This window comes from Lacticaseibacillus manihotivorans DSM 13343 = JCM 12514, from assembly GCF_001435035.1.
GTDB lineage: Bacteria > Bacillota > Bacilli > Lactobacillales > Lactobacillaceae > Lacticaseibacillus > Lacticaseibacillus manihotivorans.
In genome coordinates this window covers 14,296-32,232 of sequence record NZ_AZEU01000116.1, presented here as the reverse complement: position 1 = coordinate 32,232, position 17,937 = coordinate 14,296, and the positions used below count along the sequence as shown (strand labels likewise).

Annotated in this window: 15 protein-coding genes; 1 reads left to right on the top strand and 14 read right to left on the bottom strand. The window is 48.7% G+C overall.

The annotated features are described in order from the left end of the window. On the top strand, positions 1 to 193 hold a 193-nt coding region (locus tag FD01_RS16570; protein ID WP_235802936.1), incomplete at its 5' end, for a hypothetical protein. A 143-nt stretch (positions 194 to 336) separates the two neighbouring features. On the opposite strand, the gene rbfA is transcribed toward FD01_RS16570, so the two are convergent. From rbfA to pyrH, 14 genes are all read right to left on the bottom strand, one after another. Further along, positions 337 to 684 carry a 30S ribosome-binding factor RbfA gene (gene rbfA / locus FD01_RS06365; RefSeq protein ID WP_056963297.1) on the bottom strand — a complete coding sequence of 116 codons (348 nt, stop codon included), beginning with the start codon at positions 682 to 684 and terminating at the stop codon, positions 337 to 339. 29 nt (positions 685 to 713) lie between these two features. Continuing rightward, positions 714 to 3,536, bottom strand: a complete 2,823-nt coding sequence (infB, locus tag FD01_RS06360) for a translation initiation factor IF-2 (RefSeq protein ID WP_056963295.1) — start codon at positions 3,534 to 3,536, stop codon at positions 714 to 716. A 22-nt stretch (positions 3,537 to 3,558) separates the two neighbouring features. Then, on the bottom strand, positions 3,559 to 3,861 hold the full coding sequence (locus FD01_RS06355; protein WP_056963294.1) for a L7Ae/L30e/S12e/Gadd45 family ribosomal protein: 303 nt from the start codon (positions 3,859 to 3,861) through the stop codon (positions 3,559 to 3,561). Continuing rightward, positions 3,858 to 4,163, bottom strand: a complete 306-nt coding sequence (gene rnpM, locus FD01_RS06350; protein WP_054714807.1) for an RNase P modulator RnpM — start codon at positions 4,161 to 4,163, stop codon at positions 3,858 to 3,860. Before rnpM ends, FD01_RS06355 begins: the two co-directional genes overlap by 4 nt. A 9-nt stretch (positions 4,164 to 4,172) precedes the next feature. After that, positions 4,173 to 5,348 (bottom strand): transcription termination factor NusA, encoded by a 1,176-nt coding sequence (gene nusA, locus FD01_RS06345; protein WP_056963292.1) that lies wholly within the window; start codon positions 5,346 to 5,348, stop codon positions 4,173 to 4,175. Positions 5,349 to 5,370: 22 nt separating this feature from the next. Next, positions 5,371 to 5,844, bottom strand: coding sequence for a ribosome maturation factor RimP (rimP, locus tag FD01_RS06340; RefSeq protein WP_056963290.1), 474 nt, complete (start codon positions 5,842 to 5,844; stop codon positions 5,371 to 5,373). Between the two features lie 672 nt (positions 5,845 to 6,516). Further along, the gene (locus FD01_RS06335; protein ID WP_056963288.1) at positions 6,517 to 10,857 is read right to left on the bottom strand and encodes a PolC-type DNA polymerase III; all 4,341 of its coding nucleotides are present in this window, start codon (positions 10,855 to 10,857) and stop codon (positions 6,517 to 6,519) included. A gap of 758 nt (positions 10,858 to 11,615) precedes the next feature. After that, a complete protein-coding gene (locus FD01_RS06330; RefSeq protein ID WP_056963287.1) occupies positions 11,616 to 13,325 on the bottom strand; it encodes a proline--tRNA ligase in 1,710 nt (569 codons plus the stop codon). Positions 13,326 to 13,354: 29 nt separating this feature from the next. Next, entirely contained in the window at positions 13,355 to 14,596 is a 1,242-nt protein-coding gene (gene rseP, locus FD01_RS06325) for an RIP metalloprotease RseP (protein WP_056963285.1), read from the bottom strand. 12 nt (positions 14,597 to 14,608) lie between these two features. Next, positions 14,609 to 15,397: a phosphatidate cytidylyltransferase gene (locus FD01_RS06320; RefSeq protein WP_054714804.1), complete on the bottom strand. Its 789-nt coding sequence runs from the start codon at positions 15,395 to 15,397 to the stop codon at positions 14,609 to 14,611. 40 nt (positions 15,398 to 15,437) lie between these two features. Further along, positions 15,438 to 16,184 carry an isoprenyl transferase gene (locus FD01_RS06315; RefSeq protein WP_404820832.1) on the bottom strand — a complete coding sequence of 249 codons (747 nt, stop codon included), beginning with the start codon at positions 16,182 to 16,184 and terminating at the stop codon, positions 15,438 to 15,440. A gap of 143 nt (positions 16,185 to 16,327) precedes the next feature. Then, complete coding sequence (locus tag FD01_RS16025) at positions 16,328 to 16,483, bottom strand: hypothetical protein (protein ID WP_156647276.1); 156 nt, start codon at positions 16,481 to 16,483, stop codon at positions 16,328 to 16,330. Between the two features lie 169 nt (positions 16,484 to 16,652). Further along, positions 16,653 to 17,210: a ribosome recycling factor gene (frr, locus tag FD01_RS06310; protein WP_054714801.1), complete on the bottom strand. Its 558-nt coding sequence runs from the start codon at positions 17,208 to 17,210 to the stop codon at positions 16,653 to 16,655. Positions 17,211 to 17,212: 2 nt separating this feature from the next. Then, positions 17,213 to 17,932: a UMP kinase gene (pyrH, locus tag FD01_RS06305; protein WP_056963281.1), complete on the bottom strand. Its 720-nt coding sequence runs from the start codon at positions 17,930 to 17,932 to the stop codon at positions 17,213 to 17,215. Between the last annotated feature and the right edge of the window lie 5 nt (positions 17,933 to 17,937).

The window sequence follows — 17,937 nt, the reverse complement described above, 5'->3', positions numbered from 1 at the left end:
GTGTACCGCTGGAAATTTGATTAGGGAATCCGTGCTGTTATCTCCTGCTTACGATCCTCCTGCGTCGCCTAAAAAATCACTGAGCGCAAGCAAAAAGTGTGAAGGCGGACTGGTCATCAGTCGTGGCGCTCTTGGCGATTTTTTACCTAGAGTCCAGCGACAAGGAGATCCACTCGCGGCGACGCGAAGCTAGTTGCGAGTTATCCAATTCGCGTCATTGCTCTACTTCGGTCGCCATGACCAGTCCGCCGGAATACTTTTTGCTGGAGCTCAGTGATTTTCGTCCGCGTAAAGAACACAAAAGCGGTAGGACAATTTGTCCTACCGCTTTGTTGGTTATTGTTTCTTCTTCAAATCTGCCAAGAGTTGATCGATCCGAGAACCATAAGCCACAGACTTATCTTGCTCGAATTTGATTTCTGGCGTTTTGAATAACTTGATGCGTTGGCCGACTTCGCGGCGGATCAAGCCAGTGGCCTTATCTAAGCCTGTTTGCGCTTCAGCGATTTTCTTTTCGTCATCGGAAAGAATGCTGAAGTAAACGGTGGCTTCTTGGAGGTCGCCGGTGAGATTGATGCCGGTGATGGTCACACCTTGCACCCGTGGATCGTTGACATCTTTTAACAAAATGTCGTCGATTTCACGTTGGATCTGGGTTTCTACCCGACCAATACGATGCTTCATAGGTTTCTCCTTGGGCAATCAAACCTGGCTTACTTAACTGGAACTTCTTCCATGGAGTAAGCTTCGATTTGGTCGCCTTCCTTGACGTCGTTGTAACTAGCGATCGTCATCCCGAATTCAAAGCCGGTCTTGACTTCCTTAACGTCATCTTTGAAACGACGCAAGGAACCCAATTCGCCTTCGTGAATCACAATGCCGTCACGGATCAAGCGGACTTTAGAGTCACGCTTGATGAAGCCGGAATCCACGTAGCCACCAATAACGGTGCCGACTTTGGAAACGCTGATGGTTTCTCGAACCGTGATTTGACCGGTAACTTTTTCTTCAAAGGTTGGGTCAAGCATACCTTTCATCGCGGCTTCGACTTCATCGATGGCCTTGTAAATGACAGAGTGCAAGCGGATATCAACATCGTCTTGATCCGCTTGGGCTTTGGCTTGTGGCGTAGGCCGGACATTAAAGCCGATGATGATGGCGTTAGACGCACTGGCCAAGGTCACATCAGATTCGTTGATGGCACCAACGGCTTGATGGATGATGTTGACGCGAACGCCTTCAACTTCGATCTTCTTAAGCGATCCCGCAATGGCTTCAACAGAACCTTGAACGTCGGCTTTGATGATGACGTCAACTTCTTTCAGTTGACCTTCCTTCATCGTTTCAAACAAGTTGTCTAAGGTGACGTGAGCGTTGGATTGACGTTCTTTATCTTGCGCGCGCTTAGCACGTTCTTCACCAGCCGCACGAGCCGTCTTTTCATCGTCGAAGACCACGAAGCGATCAGCAGATTGTGGCACGTCGTTTAACCCAGTGATTTCAACTGGCATTGCAGGAATGGCTTCCTTGACCCGACGACCACGATCGTTGGTCATGGTCCGGATGCGGCCATAGGTGTTGCCGACAACGACAGGATCGCCGATGTGCAAAGTCCCTTGTTGAACCAAAACAGTGGAAACTGGGCCACGGCCTTTGTCCAAACGAGATTCGATCACAGTACCGACAGCCTTTTGATCAGGGTTAGCCTTGAGTTCCAAGACGTCAGCTTCCAGCAAGATCATTTCCAACAATTCGTCGATGTTTTTGCCGAACTTAGCAGAAATTTCAACGAAAATGGTGTCGCCACCCCATGATTCTGGAATCAATTCGTATTCTGCGAGTTGTTCCATGACATGGTTCGGGTTAGCCCCTGGCTTATCGATCTTGTTGACCGCAACGATAATTGGCGCATGCGCTGCTTTGGCATGGTTGATGGCTTCAATGGTCTGAGGCATCACACCATCATCCGCAGCAACAACTAAGACAATGATATCGGTGATATCAGCACCACGCGCCCGCATGTTCGTGAAGGCCGCGTGCCCTGGCGTATCCAGGAACGTGATCACACGGTCGTTCAAGCGCGTTTGGTAAGCCCCGATATGTTGGGTGATCCCACCGGCTTCGCCTTCAGTGACATGCGTGTGACGTAATTTATCCAAAAGCGTCGTTTTACCATGGTCAACGTGACCCATGATGGTGACCACTGGTGGCCGAGATTGCAAGTTGTCTGTGCTAGTCGTTTCTTCTTCAAAGACCTTATCCAAGTCGGTGATATCTTCTTGGACTTTTTCTTGAGCGTCAATGCCGTAGTCAGTGGCGATCAATTCGATCGTGTCTTTATCCAAAGATTGGTTTTGGTTGACCATCACACCAAGCATGAACAACTTCTTGATGATTTCAGCTGGTTCGCGGTGCAAGATCTTACCCAGATCTTGCGCGTTCATGCCGACGGTGTAAACCAAAGTTTCTGGTAACGGACGATCTTTACGCTGTGGCATCGGCTTCTTTGGTGCAGATTGTTGTTGGCGACGCTTGTTCTTCTTGTTACGACGGTTGTTACGGTTGTAGCCGTTACCGTTGTTGTTACCGAAGTTGTTGCGGCCATTGTTACGGCCACCGCGGAAGTTATTGTTGCGACCATTATTATCATTGCCTTGTGGCGCAGATTCAAAATGATTCCGGGCTGGACGCGGTGCAGTGGTTTGTTGTTGCGAAGCCGTTGCTTGTGGGCGACTGTTTTGAGCCGGACGCGCATTGTTGTTAGCAGGACGGCTTTGTTGGGCCGGACGAGCAGAGGCTGCAGGCTTAGCAGCTTGTTGTTGGGCCGCTTTTTGCGCTGCTTCTTGTTGTTGCTTCTTAGCCGCTTTGGCAGCTTGTTGTTGCTTCAATTGTTGGATGAACTTTTCGTCATTGCCAGCAACTGGACGCGGTTGAGAGTTGGCAGCAGTGGCGCGGCCAGCACGTGGCATTGGGCCAGTTTGTTGGTTGCGGTCATTGCGACGATTGTCACGGTTGCGATTGTTGTTATTGTTTGGACGCCCGTTGTTGCTTTGAGCGTTGCGATCGTTGGATCGGTTGTTGTTATTGTTCGTGCGGTTATTCTCCCGGTTCCCAGATTGTGGGCGACCGTTGTTTTGGTTATTGTTTCGGTTTTGGCCACCGCGTTGATTGGATTGTTGCGCTGCATGTGGACGGCGGATGGCAGACTTGGAAATCAAAGTCTTCCCATCTTTGGTCTTTTGGCTGGCATGATGCGTGCTAGGTGCAGGTTGTGTTGCAGGTTTGGCTTCAGCCTTTGATGCAGCTGGCTTTTCTGCAGGCTTAGTTTCAGCTTTTGGCGCAGCAGCTTTTTCAACCGGCTTAGCAGCTGGTTGGCTAGTGCCACCCATTGCTTTGCGTACTGTTGCTTCTTGTGCTGGTTCCATGGTCGATTGATGACCTTTAAATTCGATGCCCGCCTTCGCAGCTGCTTCAATGACAGCTTTTGATGGGACATTCATTTCTTTGGCAAATTCATAGACTCGTTTTTTGCCCATTTCTTCACGCTCCCTGTTTAATTTAGGTGAGCAGCTTTATCAGCTTCTTGGCGAAACCTTGGTCTTGCACAGCCACTGCTGTGCGCGGTGCACCGATCGCATCGGAAATATCCAACTTGGTGAAACTTGAATTGATCGGGACCTCATAAAAGCTACTTTTATCAGTAAATAATTTTTTCGTGTTATCACTGGCATCGTTAGCGACGATCACTAACTTGGCACTGCCATCGCGAATGGCACTTAAGACGAACCCTTCGCCCATGGTCAGCTTACCAGCTCGGCGCGCTAAACCTAACAGATTAGCGGCTTGTTGTTGTGGGGTCATTTGCTTTTATCTCCGAAGAGTTCCATGCGGGCTTTCTTGTGGTCCACGTAGGCAAACAACTCATCATAAAATGCCGGATCGACAGCTAATTCAAACGCTTTGTCGATCACTTTCTTGGCTTTGGCTTGCGCGATAGCTTCTGGCTTTAAGGCCACATAAGCCCCGCGGCCAGCCGCTTTGCCCGTGGGATCGATTGAAACAGTGCCGTCAGCGTTTTTAACGATGCGGACCATTTCTTTTTTAGGAAACATCTCACCACTCAGCAAATCTTTACGCATTGGGATCTTGCGAACTTTTGCCATGATGGCCTCCTATTCTGCTGAATCCGATTCAGGATCTTCAGCTGGCGCGTCAGATGCTTCGGTTTCAGTTGCTGGTTGATCATCAACGGTAGCGTCAGTTTGCGCTGCTGCTTGGTCGTCTTCAGCAAATTCATCATCGTCGACGAATTCCACTTCAGATTCTGGCTTGATGTCGATCTTGTAGCCAGTGAGCTTAGCAGCTAAGCGCGCGTTTTGACCTTTTTTACCGATAGCCAAAGACAATTGGTAATCAGGCACGATGACCGTGCAAGAACGGTCGTTGTCTTCGTCGTTGAACTGCACGGCGATGACTTGCGCTGGGTTTAAGGCGTTGGCGATATAATCAACTGGATCTTCTTCGTATTGCACCACGTCCATGTTTTCGCCAGACAATTCGTTGACCACTGCTTGGACACGCGCACCTTTAGGGCCAACTGTTGTGCCGACTGGGTCAACACTTGGGTTATTAGAACGCACCGCTAACTTGGTGCGATCGCCGGCTTCGCGAGCGATGCCAGCAATTTCGACGACGCCGTCAAAAATTTCAGGCACTTCTTGTTCAAATAAGCGCTTGACTAAACCAGGGTTGGTCCGAGACACGAAGACTTGTGGGCCTTTGGTGGCATTTTCAACTTTGGTGACGTACACCTTGATGCGATCATGGGCTTCGTAGTGTTCGTTTGGCATTTGATCTTGCTTGCCGAGGACGGCTTCGATCTTGCCTAAGTTCACATAGATGAACTTGTTATCGCGCCGTTCCACCACACCAGACATGATTTCTTCTTCATATTGAGAATATTCATCATAGACGATAGAACGTTCGGCTTCACGCACACGCTGCATGATCACTTGCTTGGCCGTTTGGGCAGCGATGCGGCCGAAGTCTTTAGGGGTGACTTCAAAGCGGATCTCGTCGCCGATTTCATAAGCGCGGTTGATCGCTAATGCATCTTTTAAGCTGACTTCCAAGCGGGAATCAAACACTTCTTCAGTGACTTCTTTGACCGCATAAACGTGGATGTCACCACGATCTTGATCAAACGTCACTTCAACGTTTTGCGCTTGGTTGTAGTTGCGCTTATAAGCACTGGCCAAGGCTTGTTCCAGCGCATCGATAACGATGGCTTTTTTCACGCCTTTTTCTTGCTCTAAGGCGTCAAGCGCCTCAATCATTTCCTTTGACATACTGATCTTCCTTTTCTACAGATTAAAACTCGATGGCTAAGCGCGCCTTGGCAATGGCACTGCGTTGGAATTCTTGATCGAATTTACGCGCCTTATCCTTGAGCGTCAAAGTCAATGTTTCGGCATCAAGGGACTTGAGTGTGCCTTCATAGACTTTCTTGCCATTAACTTTGGAAAACAGTGAAATGTGAATATAATCGCCCACTGCATTTTGATAATCTTGCTCGTTTTTTAAAGGACGTTCGGCACCAGGGCTTGAGACCTCCAAAAAATAAGCTTGCGGGATCGGATCGGGATCCATGGCGTCGAGCTTTTCAGACAGCGCCTCGGATACCAACACGCATTCATTCAGTGAAATGCCGCCGGTTTTGTCCACGTAAACGCGTAAATACCAACTGCCGCCTTCTTTAACGAATTCAATATCACTGAGATAAAAGCCGTTGTCAGCCAAAATCGGATTCACGATCGCAGACACGGTTTCGACAACTGTACTCATACTTCCCCCCCTTAACTTGTATTGGAGTTGACATCGTCCATGAAAAAGAGTGAGCATCGCTGCTCACTCCTCCGCCGACATCATAATTACTACAACTAATTTACCACATGAAACCAGTCATTGCAACTGTGTTGTCAATTGAAAAACTTGACACCTGCTTGGGTGCGTGCCGCCATCTGGCGTCAGTGAACTAGCTCCGCGGCTCGGCGGAAATCATCTCTCGTGGCCGGCACGCTCGATGATTTCCACCTCCCCGCTCCACTAGTCCACTGACCCCAAATGGCTACACAACAGCCTTGTTCAAAAACATGGTTTGATTGACTATCACGACAACATATATTTCATAGCACAATATATAAACGCAATGGTGATATAAAACTAATCGTATGGAAGAAAACCATGGGATATTTCTAGACCCGTCAATCATTCCGGCCGATCTCACACCTGAGAATTATGACTAAATGTAGAAAAGCTGAGGACGGAAGGTCGCTGAACGAAGGCTGGACAGGCATCAGCCGTCGCACTGTTGTAAGGGGTTTACCCCTTACAACGGTGCAGAATACAAGATCCACTCGCGGTTTTTACGAGTTAGCTTTTATTCTGCAGACAAAGTGAAATGCCTGTCCAGCCGCAGTTCAGCGGCCTGGAGTCCTTAGCTTTTCGTGAATTGGACTAAAACAACCCGTCAAATAACGAGAGTTGGTTTTCGTCTGGTAAGTGATCGAGGACATGGTTTTCAGTCATGTAATCGATCAAGGTCTTGGACACTTTGCCGCGCTTGGCCAAATCTTCTTTAGATAAGAAAGGTTTTTCTTCACGAGCAGAGACGATTTGCTTGGCGACGTTATCACCTAAACTCGGCACCGCGCGGAATGGTGCGAGTAGTGTGTGGTCGTCAACGATCAAGAAATCATGGGCATCAGACTTGTCGATATCCACCATTTGGATCTTGAAGCCGCGTTCGAGACATTCGTTGGCGATTTCAAGGATGGTTTGCAGGTTCTTTTCTTTCGTCGAGGCCTCCATACCTTTGTCGGTGATTTCCTTAATCGCTGCTTTCACTGCTTCTTTACCATGACTCATCGCGGCCAAATCGAAATCTTCAGCGCGCACTGAGAAGTATGAAGCGTAATACACCAATGGGAAGTACACCTTAAACCAAGCGATCCGCAAACCCATTAAGTCATAAGCGGCGGCATGGGCTTTCGGGAACATGTACTTGATCTTCAAACAAGAATCGATGTACCAATCAGGAACGGATTCATTGTCGCGCATCGCTTGTTGCCATTCATCTGGGATTCCGCGGCCTTTACGCACGTGTTCCATGATGTTGAACGCCATGGAGTCATCCATCCCCCAGTGAATCAAATCCATCATGATGTTATCACGACAGCCGATCACTTCTTTAATGGTGACGACTTTGTTTTGGATCAATTCTTCGGCGTTGCCTAACCACACATCTGTGCCGTGAGACAAACCAGAGATTTGCAATAACTCAGAAAAATGCTTCGGATGCGTTTCTTCAAGCATCCCGCGCACAAACCGCGTCCCAAATTCTGGCACCCCAAGCGTCCCGGTTTTTGAACCGATTTGCTCAGGCGTCACCCCAAGAGCTTCAGTGCTTGAAAACAGCGACATCACACCAGGATCATCCATGGGAATCGACTTTGGTTCAACCCCAGATAAATCTTGCAACATCCGGATCATGGTCGGGTCATCATGCCCCAGCACATCCATTTTCAAAATGTTGTCATGAATCGAGTGGAAATCAAAGTGGGTGGTTTTCCATGCGGCGTTTTGATCGTCGGCAGGATATTGAATCGGCGAAAAGTCGTAAATATCCATGTTGGCTGGCACAATCAAAATCCCTGCCGGATGCTGTCCAGTCGTCCGCTTGACCCCAGTGGCGCCTTTAGCCAAGCGATCGATTTCCGCGCCGCGGATCATTTGGCCGGTATCGCGTTCGTAAGCTTTGACATAGCCATAAGCCGTTTTATCGGCGACGGTGCCGATGGTCCCAGCGCGAAAGGCGTGATCTTCCCCGAATAACACTTTAATGTAGTTATGCGCGACGGGCTGATAATCCCCAGAGAAGTTTAAATCGATATCAGGGACTTTATCCCCTTTAAACCCTAAGAAAGTTTCAAAGGGAATATCTTGACCATCTTTGACCAGTTCTGCGCCACAGTTGGGACAATCTTTATCCGGTAAATCAAAGCCGGACCCATATTCCCCTTTGGTAAAGAATTCGGAATATTGACACTGTGGACAGCGATAATGCGGCGGCAATGGGTTGATTTCCGTGATGCCAGACATGGTCGCCGCTAAACTTGACCCGACAGAACCCCGTGACCCAACCAAGTAACCGTCTTTGTTGGACTTCAATACCAGTTGTTGGGCAATGTTGTAAATCACGGCAAACCCGTTGCCGATGATCGACTTGAGTTCTTTGTCCAAACGGGCGGAAACAATTTCAGGCAGTGGATCGCCGTACAACTTATGGGCAGTATCCATCACGTCTTTGGTCAAGTTTTCCTTCACCCCAGGAATATCTGGCGTGTAAAGTTTGGTTTTGACTGGCGTGATGCTGCCATCGATCCAATCGGCCACCACATGGGTATTGTCGACGACGATTTGATGCGCTTGATCTTCTGGCAACCAGCTGAAGGCATCGAGCATTTCTTTGGTGGAGCGGAAATGCACATCGGGTAAGCTGTGACGGTTCAGCGGGTTGGCCCCGCCTTGCGAATGAATCAAAATTTTGCGATACACGGCATCGGTTTTATCTAAGTAATGCGCATCGCCGGTGGCCACGACCGGTTTGTTTTGTGCAGCCCCAATCTTGATGATGTTAGAAATAATGTCTTTTAAGTGGGCATCACCTTTGACTAATTCCGCTTCTTTTAATGGTAAATAGTTATCTAAAGGCTGAACTTCTAAATAGTCGTAGAATTCCGCTTTTTTGGCCGCTTCAGCGTAGCCTTTTTGCATCATGGCGGTGAAGACTTCACCACTGGAACAAGCCGATCCCACCACTAAGCCATCACGCAGTTTTTGCAAGCGTGAGCGCGGAACTCGTGGCATGCGGTAATAAGTTTCGACGTTGGATATGGAGACGAGTTTAAATAAGTTCTTCAACCCTTCTTGTGTTTTGGCCAAAATGATCGCATGACTGGGTCGGCTTTGCTTCCACGCATCACCAGCACCGACGCGCGAGTTCAATTGATCAAGCGTGGTGATGTTATATTTTTTGGCGGCTTCTTTTTCTAAGGCGTACAGTAAATAACCAGTCGCTTCTGAATCGGCATTGGCCCGATGGTGATTTTCCAAAGCGATTTTATAGGCTTTGGTCAAAGTATCGAGTTTGTGATTCTTGCGTTCTGGATGCAACATCCGGGATAATTCCAAGGTATCGACCACGGGATTTTGGATGTCTTCCTGATTCAACCGCCGATAACCCGCATTGATAAAGCCCACATCAAAGGTCACATTATGGCCGACCATGATACTGCCGTCACAAAATTCGCGGAACAAGTTCAACACTTGGGCTTCAGTTTTAGAGCCATGCACCATGTCATCGGTGATATGCGTCAAGTTGATGGTGAACTCAGATAATGGGAAGCCTGGGTCGATCAATTCTTCAAATTCGTCGATCACCTTACCGTCTTGCATTTTCACTGCGGCAATTTCAATGATCTTGTCGTAAACCGCAGACAGCCCCGTGGTTTCAATATCAAACACCACATAAGTATCAGTGGCTAAGGGGCGGGCGACGTCTGCGTTATAAGCGACCGGCGTCCCATCATCGACTAAGTTGACTTCCACGCCGTAAATCATTTTCATGTCCGCTTTGCCTGCGGCGGTATGGGCTTCAGGATAAGCCTGCAAGCCGGCGTGATCAGTCACGGCAATGGCTTCATGGCCCCACTTTTTGGCACGCTTGACGTAATCGGAAATCGAAGTCATCCCATCCATCGTCGACATGTTAGTGTGCAAGTGCAATTCGATGCGCTTGTCGCCTTCCACGTCATCAGTTGGAAGTGGGTGCTTCACTTCTTGCACATCTTGGGCCATGATGGTCAATTCACGCGAGAAGTTATCTTCTTGAACGCTCCCACGCACACGCAACCACATCCCTGCCGAGATCCGATCAAACATGGCTTCATCTTCAGCATTATTGGAGAACTTCTTGGCAATAAAACTCGACGTGTAATCCGTCAGCTTGAAAATTAAAAGTTTACGTTTGGAACGTAATTCACGCACTTCAACGTCAAACACATAACCTTCAACCGTGACCGAGCGTTCTTCTTCCGTGATAGTGACCATTTGTTGCGGCTCATCACTGGACTTGATCCCGCGGCCAAGCGTGATCGGACCGCTGCCGGCATTCGGATCTGCGGCTTGGGCTTGTTGGCGCTGTTGGACCACTTCGGCTGCTTTTTTCGCTAGCTCGGCAGTTTCTTGAGCCTTTTGGGCTTTGAACGCTTCGATTTGCGCGTTGGCTTTGTCTTCATCGACGTCAGCATTTAAATGTAGCGTTTGAAACCCGACGGTATGATAAGCATCTTCCAGCTTACCCAGGCCTTGATTGATCAAGAATTGCCGGACGGGTTCATTTTCAGCCAATAAGCTGACGCGGCCGTCATTGAGCTTGGGCTCTTGTTTGGTACATAATTCGTACACCAAACTGGATTGAATGCCAGCATTTTTGACGACATACGCCCAATAACCTGACAACAGCGCCTGATCAAAACTGGGATTTTCAGCCTTGATGGACAAACCAACTGAGGCGATATCTTTAAAAGCGGCTTGTAAATGTTGTTCAAATGGCGTGTACACGGCGACGGGTAAAATCGTCGGCACGCCAATGGTGAAGTGATAATGTTTGGACTTCGTGTGGACGGCGACTTGATCGATCGTCGCATCGTTAAAGCCAGGATAGTTGGCGAGATCTTGTGGAAGTTGCAATTGTTCCAACAACTTCGTAAACATTTCGTGTTTGGATAAAGCCAAGAAACGGCCACCTTTCTTCTGCGATCACTCGCAGAATTTTGTCATGCATCTAGCTTAACTGTTTTTATGTGTGGTCACAAGCGTTCTTGACGCCCAGAAGGAACTGAAATTTTTTTCATTCAACGGCAACAAAAGACAGGCATCGAAAAGCCATCCACCTCAACCTTGGGACACATTTTTCCAAAATTTTATGAAAAACGTTTATAAGCAATAGTCTTGTCACGGATGATTAAACGCGTTACTATCATGGCAGGAGAAGTAGACGGCTTAGGCCAGGTCGCCTGTACCACTTCATGGCGAAGCGGAAGAGCTTCGTTAAACCGAATGAGACCGACCCGCAGCGACTCAGCGAATTTGGTTGAGCAACGTTGGCTCTCTCGTATCAGAAATGCCGGCATCGAAGGACCCCCGTGGGGTTCAAACTAAAGATGACACCGGGTTGAACACCTCATGGCGACATGGGTAGCTGGTGCGCCTGTGCGACGAAAGGCTAATGCATTGCCGATTAGTCCCGAACGTGGTCAAGGGTCAAGAGCCCAAGGCGACGCAGATACGTATCAGAGCTGTTTGAAGGGCACGAACGTAATTGAATTGGCGTCAAGCCAAGAATCCACGAAATGGGCCACTGTTTCGTGGATTTTGTGTGCCGTCTGGACCAAGGCCATGGTTGTATCTAAAATGCAATAAAATCTCGGCACGAGCATTCAATTCGCCACACAAAAACAGGATCCGATAACGGATCCTGCTAAGCAATGCGTTTAGTTCAATTGGTCGAGCAAAATGTGCAAGGAGTTGATCAATTCTGCTTGCTTGACTTCAAGGGTTTCCCCAGTCTTGCGCAACTTCAATTCAACGATGCCATCTTCGGCTTTCTTCCCAACCGTAATGCGAATTGGCAAGCCGATCAAATCCGAATCAGCAAACTTCACGCCGGCACGTTCGTTGCGATCATCCAACAAGACTTGGTACCCTGCGTCTTGCAAGTCATTGGTGATGGCTTCAGCCAAATCTTTTTGTTCCGCTTTCTTGACGTTGACTGGAATGACATGCACGTCAAATGGTGCGATGTTCTTTGGCCATACCAATCCGTGTTCGTCAGCTTGTTGTTCAGCAACCGCAGACAACAAGCGAGAAACCCCGATCCCATAAGAGCCCATGATGATCGGTTGGGCGCGGCCATTTTCATCTAAGAAGTCAGCGCCCATCACTTTGGAGTAGCGCGTGCCAAGCTTAAAGATATGGCCGATTTCGATCCCACGGGTGAAGTGCAAGACGCCTTGACCATCTGGTGACACTTCGCCTTCAGTGACAAAACGAATGTCGGCAAATTGTTCTGGCGTGAAGTCACGATCGATATTCACGTTGACCAAATGCTTGCCTTCAGCGTTAGCGCCGGCCACCAAGTTCGCCAAGCCCTTTAAGGAGTTATCTGCGATCACGCGCACGTCAACGTCCACGCCGACTGGGCCAACGTTGCCGATGGCGCAATGCATCGCTGCTTGCACTTGGTCAGGCGTCGCCATATCTAAGAAGTCAGCACCCAGCAAGTTCTTCAACTTGACGTCGTTGACTTCATAATCGCCACGAACTAAAGCCAAGACTGGCTTTTCGTCTGCGATAAATAAGACGGATTTGATCAATTGGGAAGCTGGGACATTGAGTTCAGCGGAAACTTCTTCGATGGTTTTAGCATCGCCAGTTTCAACGGTGGTCAAGTCCTTGGCGTCAGCATGGCTTGGTTGTGGCATCACCATGCTCGTGGCCATTTCCAAGTTCGCCGCATAATCTGAGGCATCGGAGTACACGATGGTATCTTCACCAATTGGCGCCACGGCAGAGAATTCCTTGGAATCTTTACCGCCCATGGCCCCACCGTCACCAATGATCGTGCGGAAGTCTAAGCCGACCCGGTTGAAAATGTTGGTATAAGCTTTTTCCATTTGCTTGTAGACGACATCGAGGTCTTCTTCAGTCGCAGTGAAGGAATAAGCATCCTTCATAATGAATTCGCGGCCACGCAACACGCCGTAACGCGGACGGTCTTCGTCACGGAACTTGGATTGGATTTGGTATAACACCAAAGGCATTTTCTTGTAGGAGTTCACCGCATTCTTCACGGTGTCGGTGAAAGTTTCTTCATGGGTCGGACCTAAGATAAAGTCGCGATCATGGCGATCTTTGAACTTGAACAAGTTAGGCCCGTAAGTTTCATAACGGCCGGATTGTTCCCAAAGTTCTGCTGGTAAAATGCTTGGCATGCGCATTTTAACCGCGTCGATTTTTTGCATTTCGTCATCAATGATGTTGTCGATGTTTTGCAATACGCGTTCTGCCAATGGTAAGTAGGCGTAGACCCCAGCGGAAACCTGGCGGACAAAGCCAGAGCGGATCATCATTTTATGAGAAAGCGCCACAGCATCTGCCGGGGCTTCTTTAACAGTTGGGATAAACATGCGAGATTGTTTCAAGGGATTGCCTCCAAATTATGTTTGCCAGCTTAAAACTGGCGCAAAATATCATTGATCGTCACTGCAACCAGCAGCAAGACCATTAAACCAGCACCGATCATGGTCACGATGCCTTCTTTGTCGCGAGATAGCGGTTTGCGGCGAATGATTTCCACCAAGTTCAACAAGATCTTCCCACCGTCCAGCACTGGGATCGGAATCAAGTTCATGATCCCTAAGTTTAAGGACAAGTAAGCCAAGAAGAAAACCAAGGAATTGAGCCCACCGGCAGCCGCGGAGCTGGTCATGGTGTAAATGCCCACAGGTCCTGCCAACTTGTTCAATGAGAAGTGGCCGGTGACTAAGGATTTCAGTACCGTTAAGATCCGCGTGGCTAACGACCAACTTTGAGTGAAGCCATATGGGATCGCGGCGCTAGCGGATTTATCCATATAAGTGGTGACGCCGATCAAGCCTTTTTTAGTTGGGGTAATCGATAAAGTTTTGGTCGCACCTTGTTGTTGCGCAACCACTTTTAAGGTCTCACCTTTGTGCTTGGTGACTGCCGTTTGTAAATCTTCAAAGCTTAAGATCTTGGTATTGTCGATGGATCGGATCTTCGCGCCGCTGACCAACCCCGCTTTATCAGCAGGTGAGCCAGCTTGCACTTCCCCGATTTGATTGGTGTTCAGTTGCGGCACGCCAGCTAAGAAACCGACGATGATAAAAGCAATGATCGCCAAGATGAAGTTATTCATCGGTCCAGCGAAGTTTACCAACAACCGTTTCAGCACCGGCGCATTTTGAAATTGGACGTCGTTAGGCGCAATGACGACTTCCGTGCCATCAGCTTCGATGATCGTCGCATCATGATCGACGGACCAAGTTTTGAGTTCCGTATCGTTGCCGTATTCATAACCGGAAATGGTCAACGCTTCGCGCAAGTCTAAGTGATCGACTTGCACCGCGATGCCACCTGAAAGCGTCACTTTGTTGGACGTGTTGATGCGCGTGACCACACCGGCATCATTCAAGGTCAATGTTAATTGCGTGCCAGGTTTGATGTCATCTTCTTCATCTTGCCAGCCTGCCATGCGGACATAACCGCCTAAAGGCAACAGGCGCAAGGTGTAAGTCGTATTGTGTTTGCGCCAGGCGACCAGCTTTGGTCCCATTCCAATGGAGAATTCACGGACTAAAATGCCTGAACGCTTGGCAAACCAATAGTGGCCAAATTCATGCACCAACACTAAAATGACGAAAACAACGATAAAAGCTAGGATGGTCGTCATAGTGCCCTCCTTTTAAACAATCCCCAATAAATGCAACATTGGGAACACCAGCAACATGGAATCAAAGCGATCTAAAATGCCACCGTGACCTGGCAAGATCTTACCAGAATCCTTGACGCCATAATACCGCTTCAAGGCCGATTCCACCAGATCGCCGAGTTGGCCGACGACGGACAAGAACAAGGCGATCGCCATCATGGTCCAGAATCCGTAAAATTGGGGGAAGAAGTGCAAGTAAATCGCGGCAAAAATCAACGCCACGACATTACCGCCGATGGAGCCTTCCCAAGTTTTGTTCGGGGAAATCGCTGGCCATAATTTATGTTTGCCGATTTTGCGGCCGACCATATAAGCCCCAGAATCAGTGAGCCATACGATCAGCATTGCAAACAATAACGTATCCAGCCCGGCACCATTGCGCACGGTGATCAAGTTGTGAAAACCAGTCCCGATGTAAAACATCGCTAAGGTCGACACAGACACATCATCAAAGCTGGTGCGGTTTTTCGTCGCCACAGTCACCAGCAACAAGCACGCCACTGCTAAGTAGATCAGATCTAAGCGACCAAGGTGAGCTGGCAACCACTTGAAGTAGCTGTCGGGAAGTACCACCAATAACACGCCAAGGCCGGCCAACAAGAAGTCCGCTGACATAATGATCCGTTTGCGCATGATGAAAACTTCTGACATCGCCACTAAAGCTAAGGCAGCCGCGGCGATTTCGATCCAAATGCCACCTGCGACTAAAATTGGAATAAAAATGATCAGCGCGACAATCGCGGTGATAACACGTTGTTTCATAAATCAAACTCCTCCATTGATCCATTACGGACCTAGGTTTTTATTTGGATAACCCACCGAAGCGGCGATCGCGACGTTGATAATCCGCGATGGCTTGTTTCAAGGTGGTTTCGGTAAAGTCTGGCCAAAGCGTATCGGTAAAGACCATTTCCGAATAAGCTAACTGCCACAATAAGAAATTCGAGATCCGTTCTTCACCGCTAGTGCGGATCAACAAATCAGGATCAGCGAGTTTGCCTAAGCCGGCGGTCATCAAATGGGCGCTGACGGTGTCAGCAGTGATTTCGGCCGGATCGAGGTGCCCAGCTTGCGCTAACGTCGCCACTTGTTGGAAGGCTTGGACGATTTCGTCGCGCCCGCCATAATTCAACGCAAAGTTTAAGATCAAGCCAGTGTTTTGCGCGGTGTCAGCCACTGCATCAGCCGCAGCTTTGCGGGTGTGCGCAGGCAAGGCGTCGAGTTCGCCCATGACGCGCACTTGCACGTTTTCTTTGATCAATTCTGGCACAAAGGTGTTGAAGAAATCGACCGGTAGCTTCATTAAATAGTTCACTTCGCTGTCTGGACGTTTCCAGTTTTCCGTCGAAAATGCATACAGCGTCAACACTTTAACGCCGAGATGGCTGGCAGCTTTGGTAATGGTTTTCACCACTTCCATGCCTTGTTTGTGCCCGGCGATACGCGGCAAGAAGCGCTTTTTCGCCCAGCGACCATTACCATCCATGATAATGGCGACATGTTGTGGGATCCGCGCGGGATCAAGTTCTGGCAGATTTTGTTTTGCCAACAGGGTGATGCCTCCTTATACGGCGATACATACTCATTGATTGTAGCAGAAAAAGCCTACCGCTTGTAGCTTCCAGCGAAAAATTACTGGATGATGTCGCAAGCTTGCCAAAGAAAAACGGTTCGGATTCAAAACCCCAACCGTTAATGCAATGCCATTAATAATCCCAAGGAGATAAAAGCGACCCCTAAGCCCATTTGGACGAAGCGTAACTTTGATTTGGCAAATTTTCCTCGCGTGCTAGTCCCGAGTAAAAATGCGCCTACCGCCAAAGCGGCGATTTCAATAATTCCTGACATGTTGACCCTCTTTTCGCATTAAAGCGATTATCCGCTTTCTTAACGTGCCGGTCAAGCTGCGGTTAGGCAGTGTCATGCAAAGGACGTGTCGCTGAAGTGGAACTTATGAAGCTCTCTAAGCAAAATGGCTCACGCAATTTTGCTGCGTGAGCCATTTTGGGTTAAAAGCTTAGCCTTCAGTAATTTCTTTTTCTTTATCGCGAGCGATTTGTTCGATGTTTTTAGCCGCATCGTCGATCACTTTTTGAATGTCTTTTTCGAAACGATGTAAGTCGTCTTCAGTGATTTCGCCAGCCTTTTCTTGCTTTTTGAGCTTGTCTAAGGCATCACGACGGACATTGCGGGTCGCAATTTTGGCTTCTTCTTCATACTTGCCGACTTCTTTAGCCAATTCTTGACGGCGTTCCCCAGTCAGTTGGGGGATCACCAAGCGAATCGTACTGCCATCATTGGCTGGGTTGATGCCCAGATCAGACATGTTGATGGCGGCTTCGATGTCTTTTAAAATCGACTTGTCATAAGGGGTGACCATTAACACGCGCGGTTCTGGAATGGTGATGGCAGCCATTTGGTTCAATGGGGTCATCACGCCATAGTATTCCACTTCAACGCGGTTCAATAAACCAGCATTGGCGCGGCCTGCACGAATACCGCCGAGCTCACGTTGCAAAGCCTCAGCAGACTTTTGCATGTTCGCTTTGGCAGCTTCAATAATCTCATTAGCCAAAACTATTTACCTCCTCGAATCGTGGTCCCAATGTTTTCGCCTTCAACCACGCGACGAATGTTGTCCGCTTCGTTCAAGTTGAACACGACCAATGGAATATCGTTGTCCATGGACAAGGTACTTGCAGTGGAATCCATCACGTTTAAGCCTTTGTTGATGATATCCAAATGCGTCAGGGAATCAAACTTAGTCGCAGTGGCAACTTTGTTAGGATCGGCATCGTATACGCCATCGACGCCGTTTTTCGCCATCAAAATGACGTCAGCGTTGATTTCAGCAGCCCGTAAAGCAGCAGTGGTGTCAGTGGAGAAGTATGGGTTACCAGTCCCACCAGCAAAAATGACGACGCGGCCTTTTTCAAGGTGGCGAACCGCCTTGCGCCGAATGTAAGGTTCAGCGATTTGACGCATTTCGATGGAAGTTTGCACGCGTGTTGGCACGCCGATGTTTTCCAAGCTATCTTGTAATGCCAAGCCGTTCATCACGGTGGCTAACATCCCCATGTAATCGGCTTGGGCGCGTTCCATGCCCATTTCAGCGCCAGTTTCGCCACGCCAAACGTTACCACCACCACAAACGATCGCGATTTCAACGCCAAGATCATGAACTGCCTTGATTTCCTTGGCGATTTCTGCGATCACTGGTGGTTTGATCCCAAACCCAGCTTCTCCTGCAAGTGCTTCGCCGCTCACTTTGAGGACGATTCGTTTATATTTAACCATTGTCA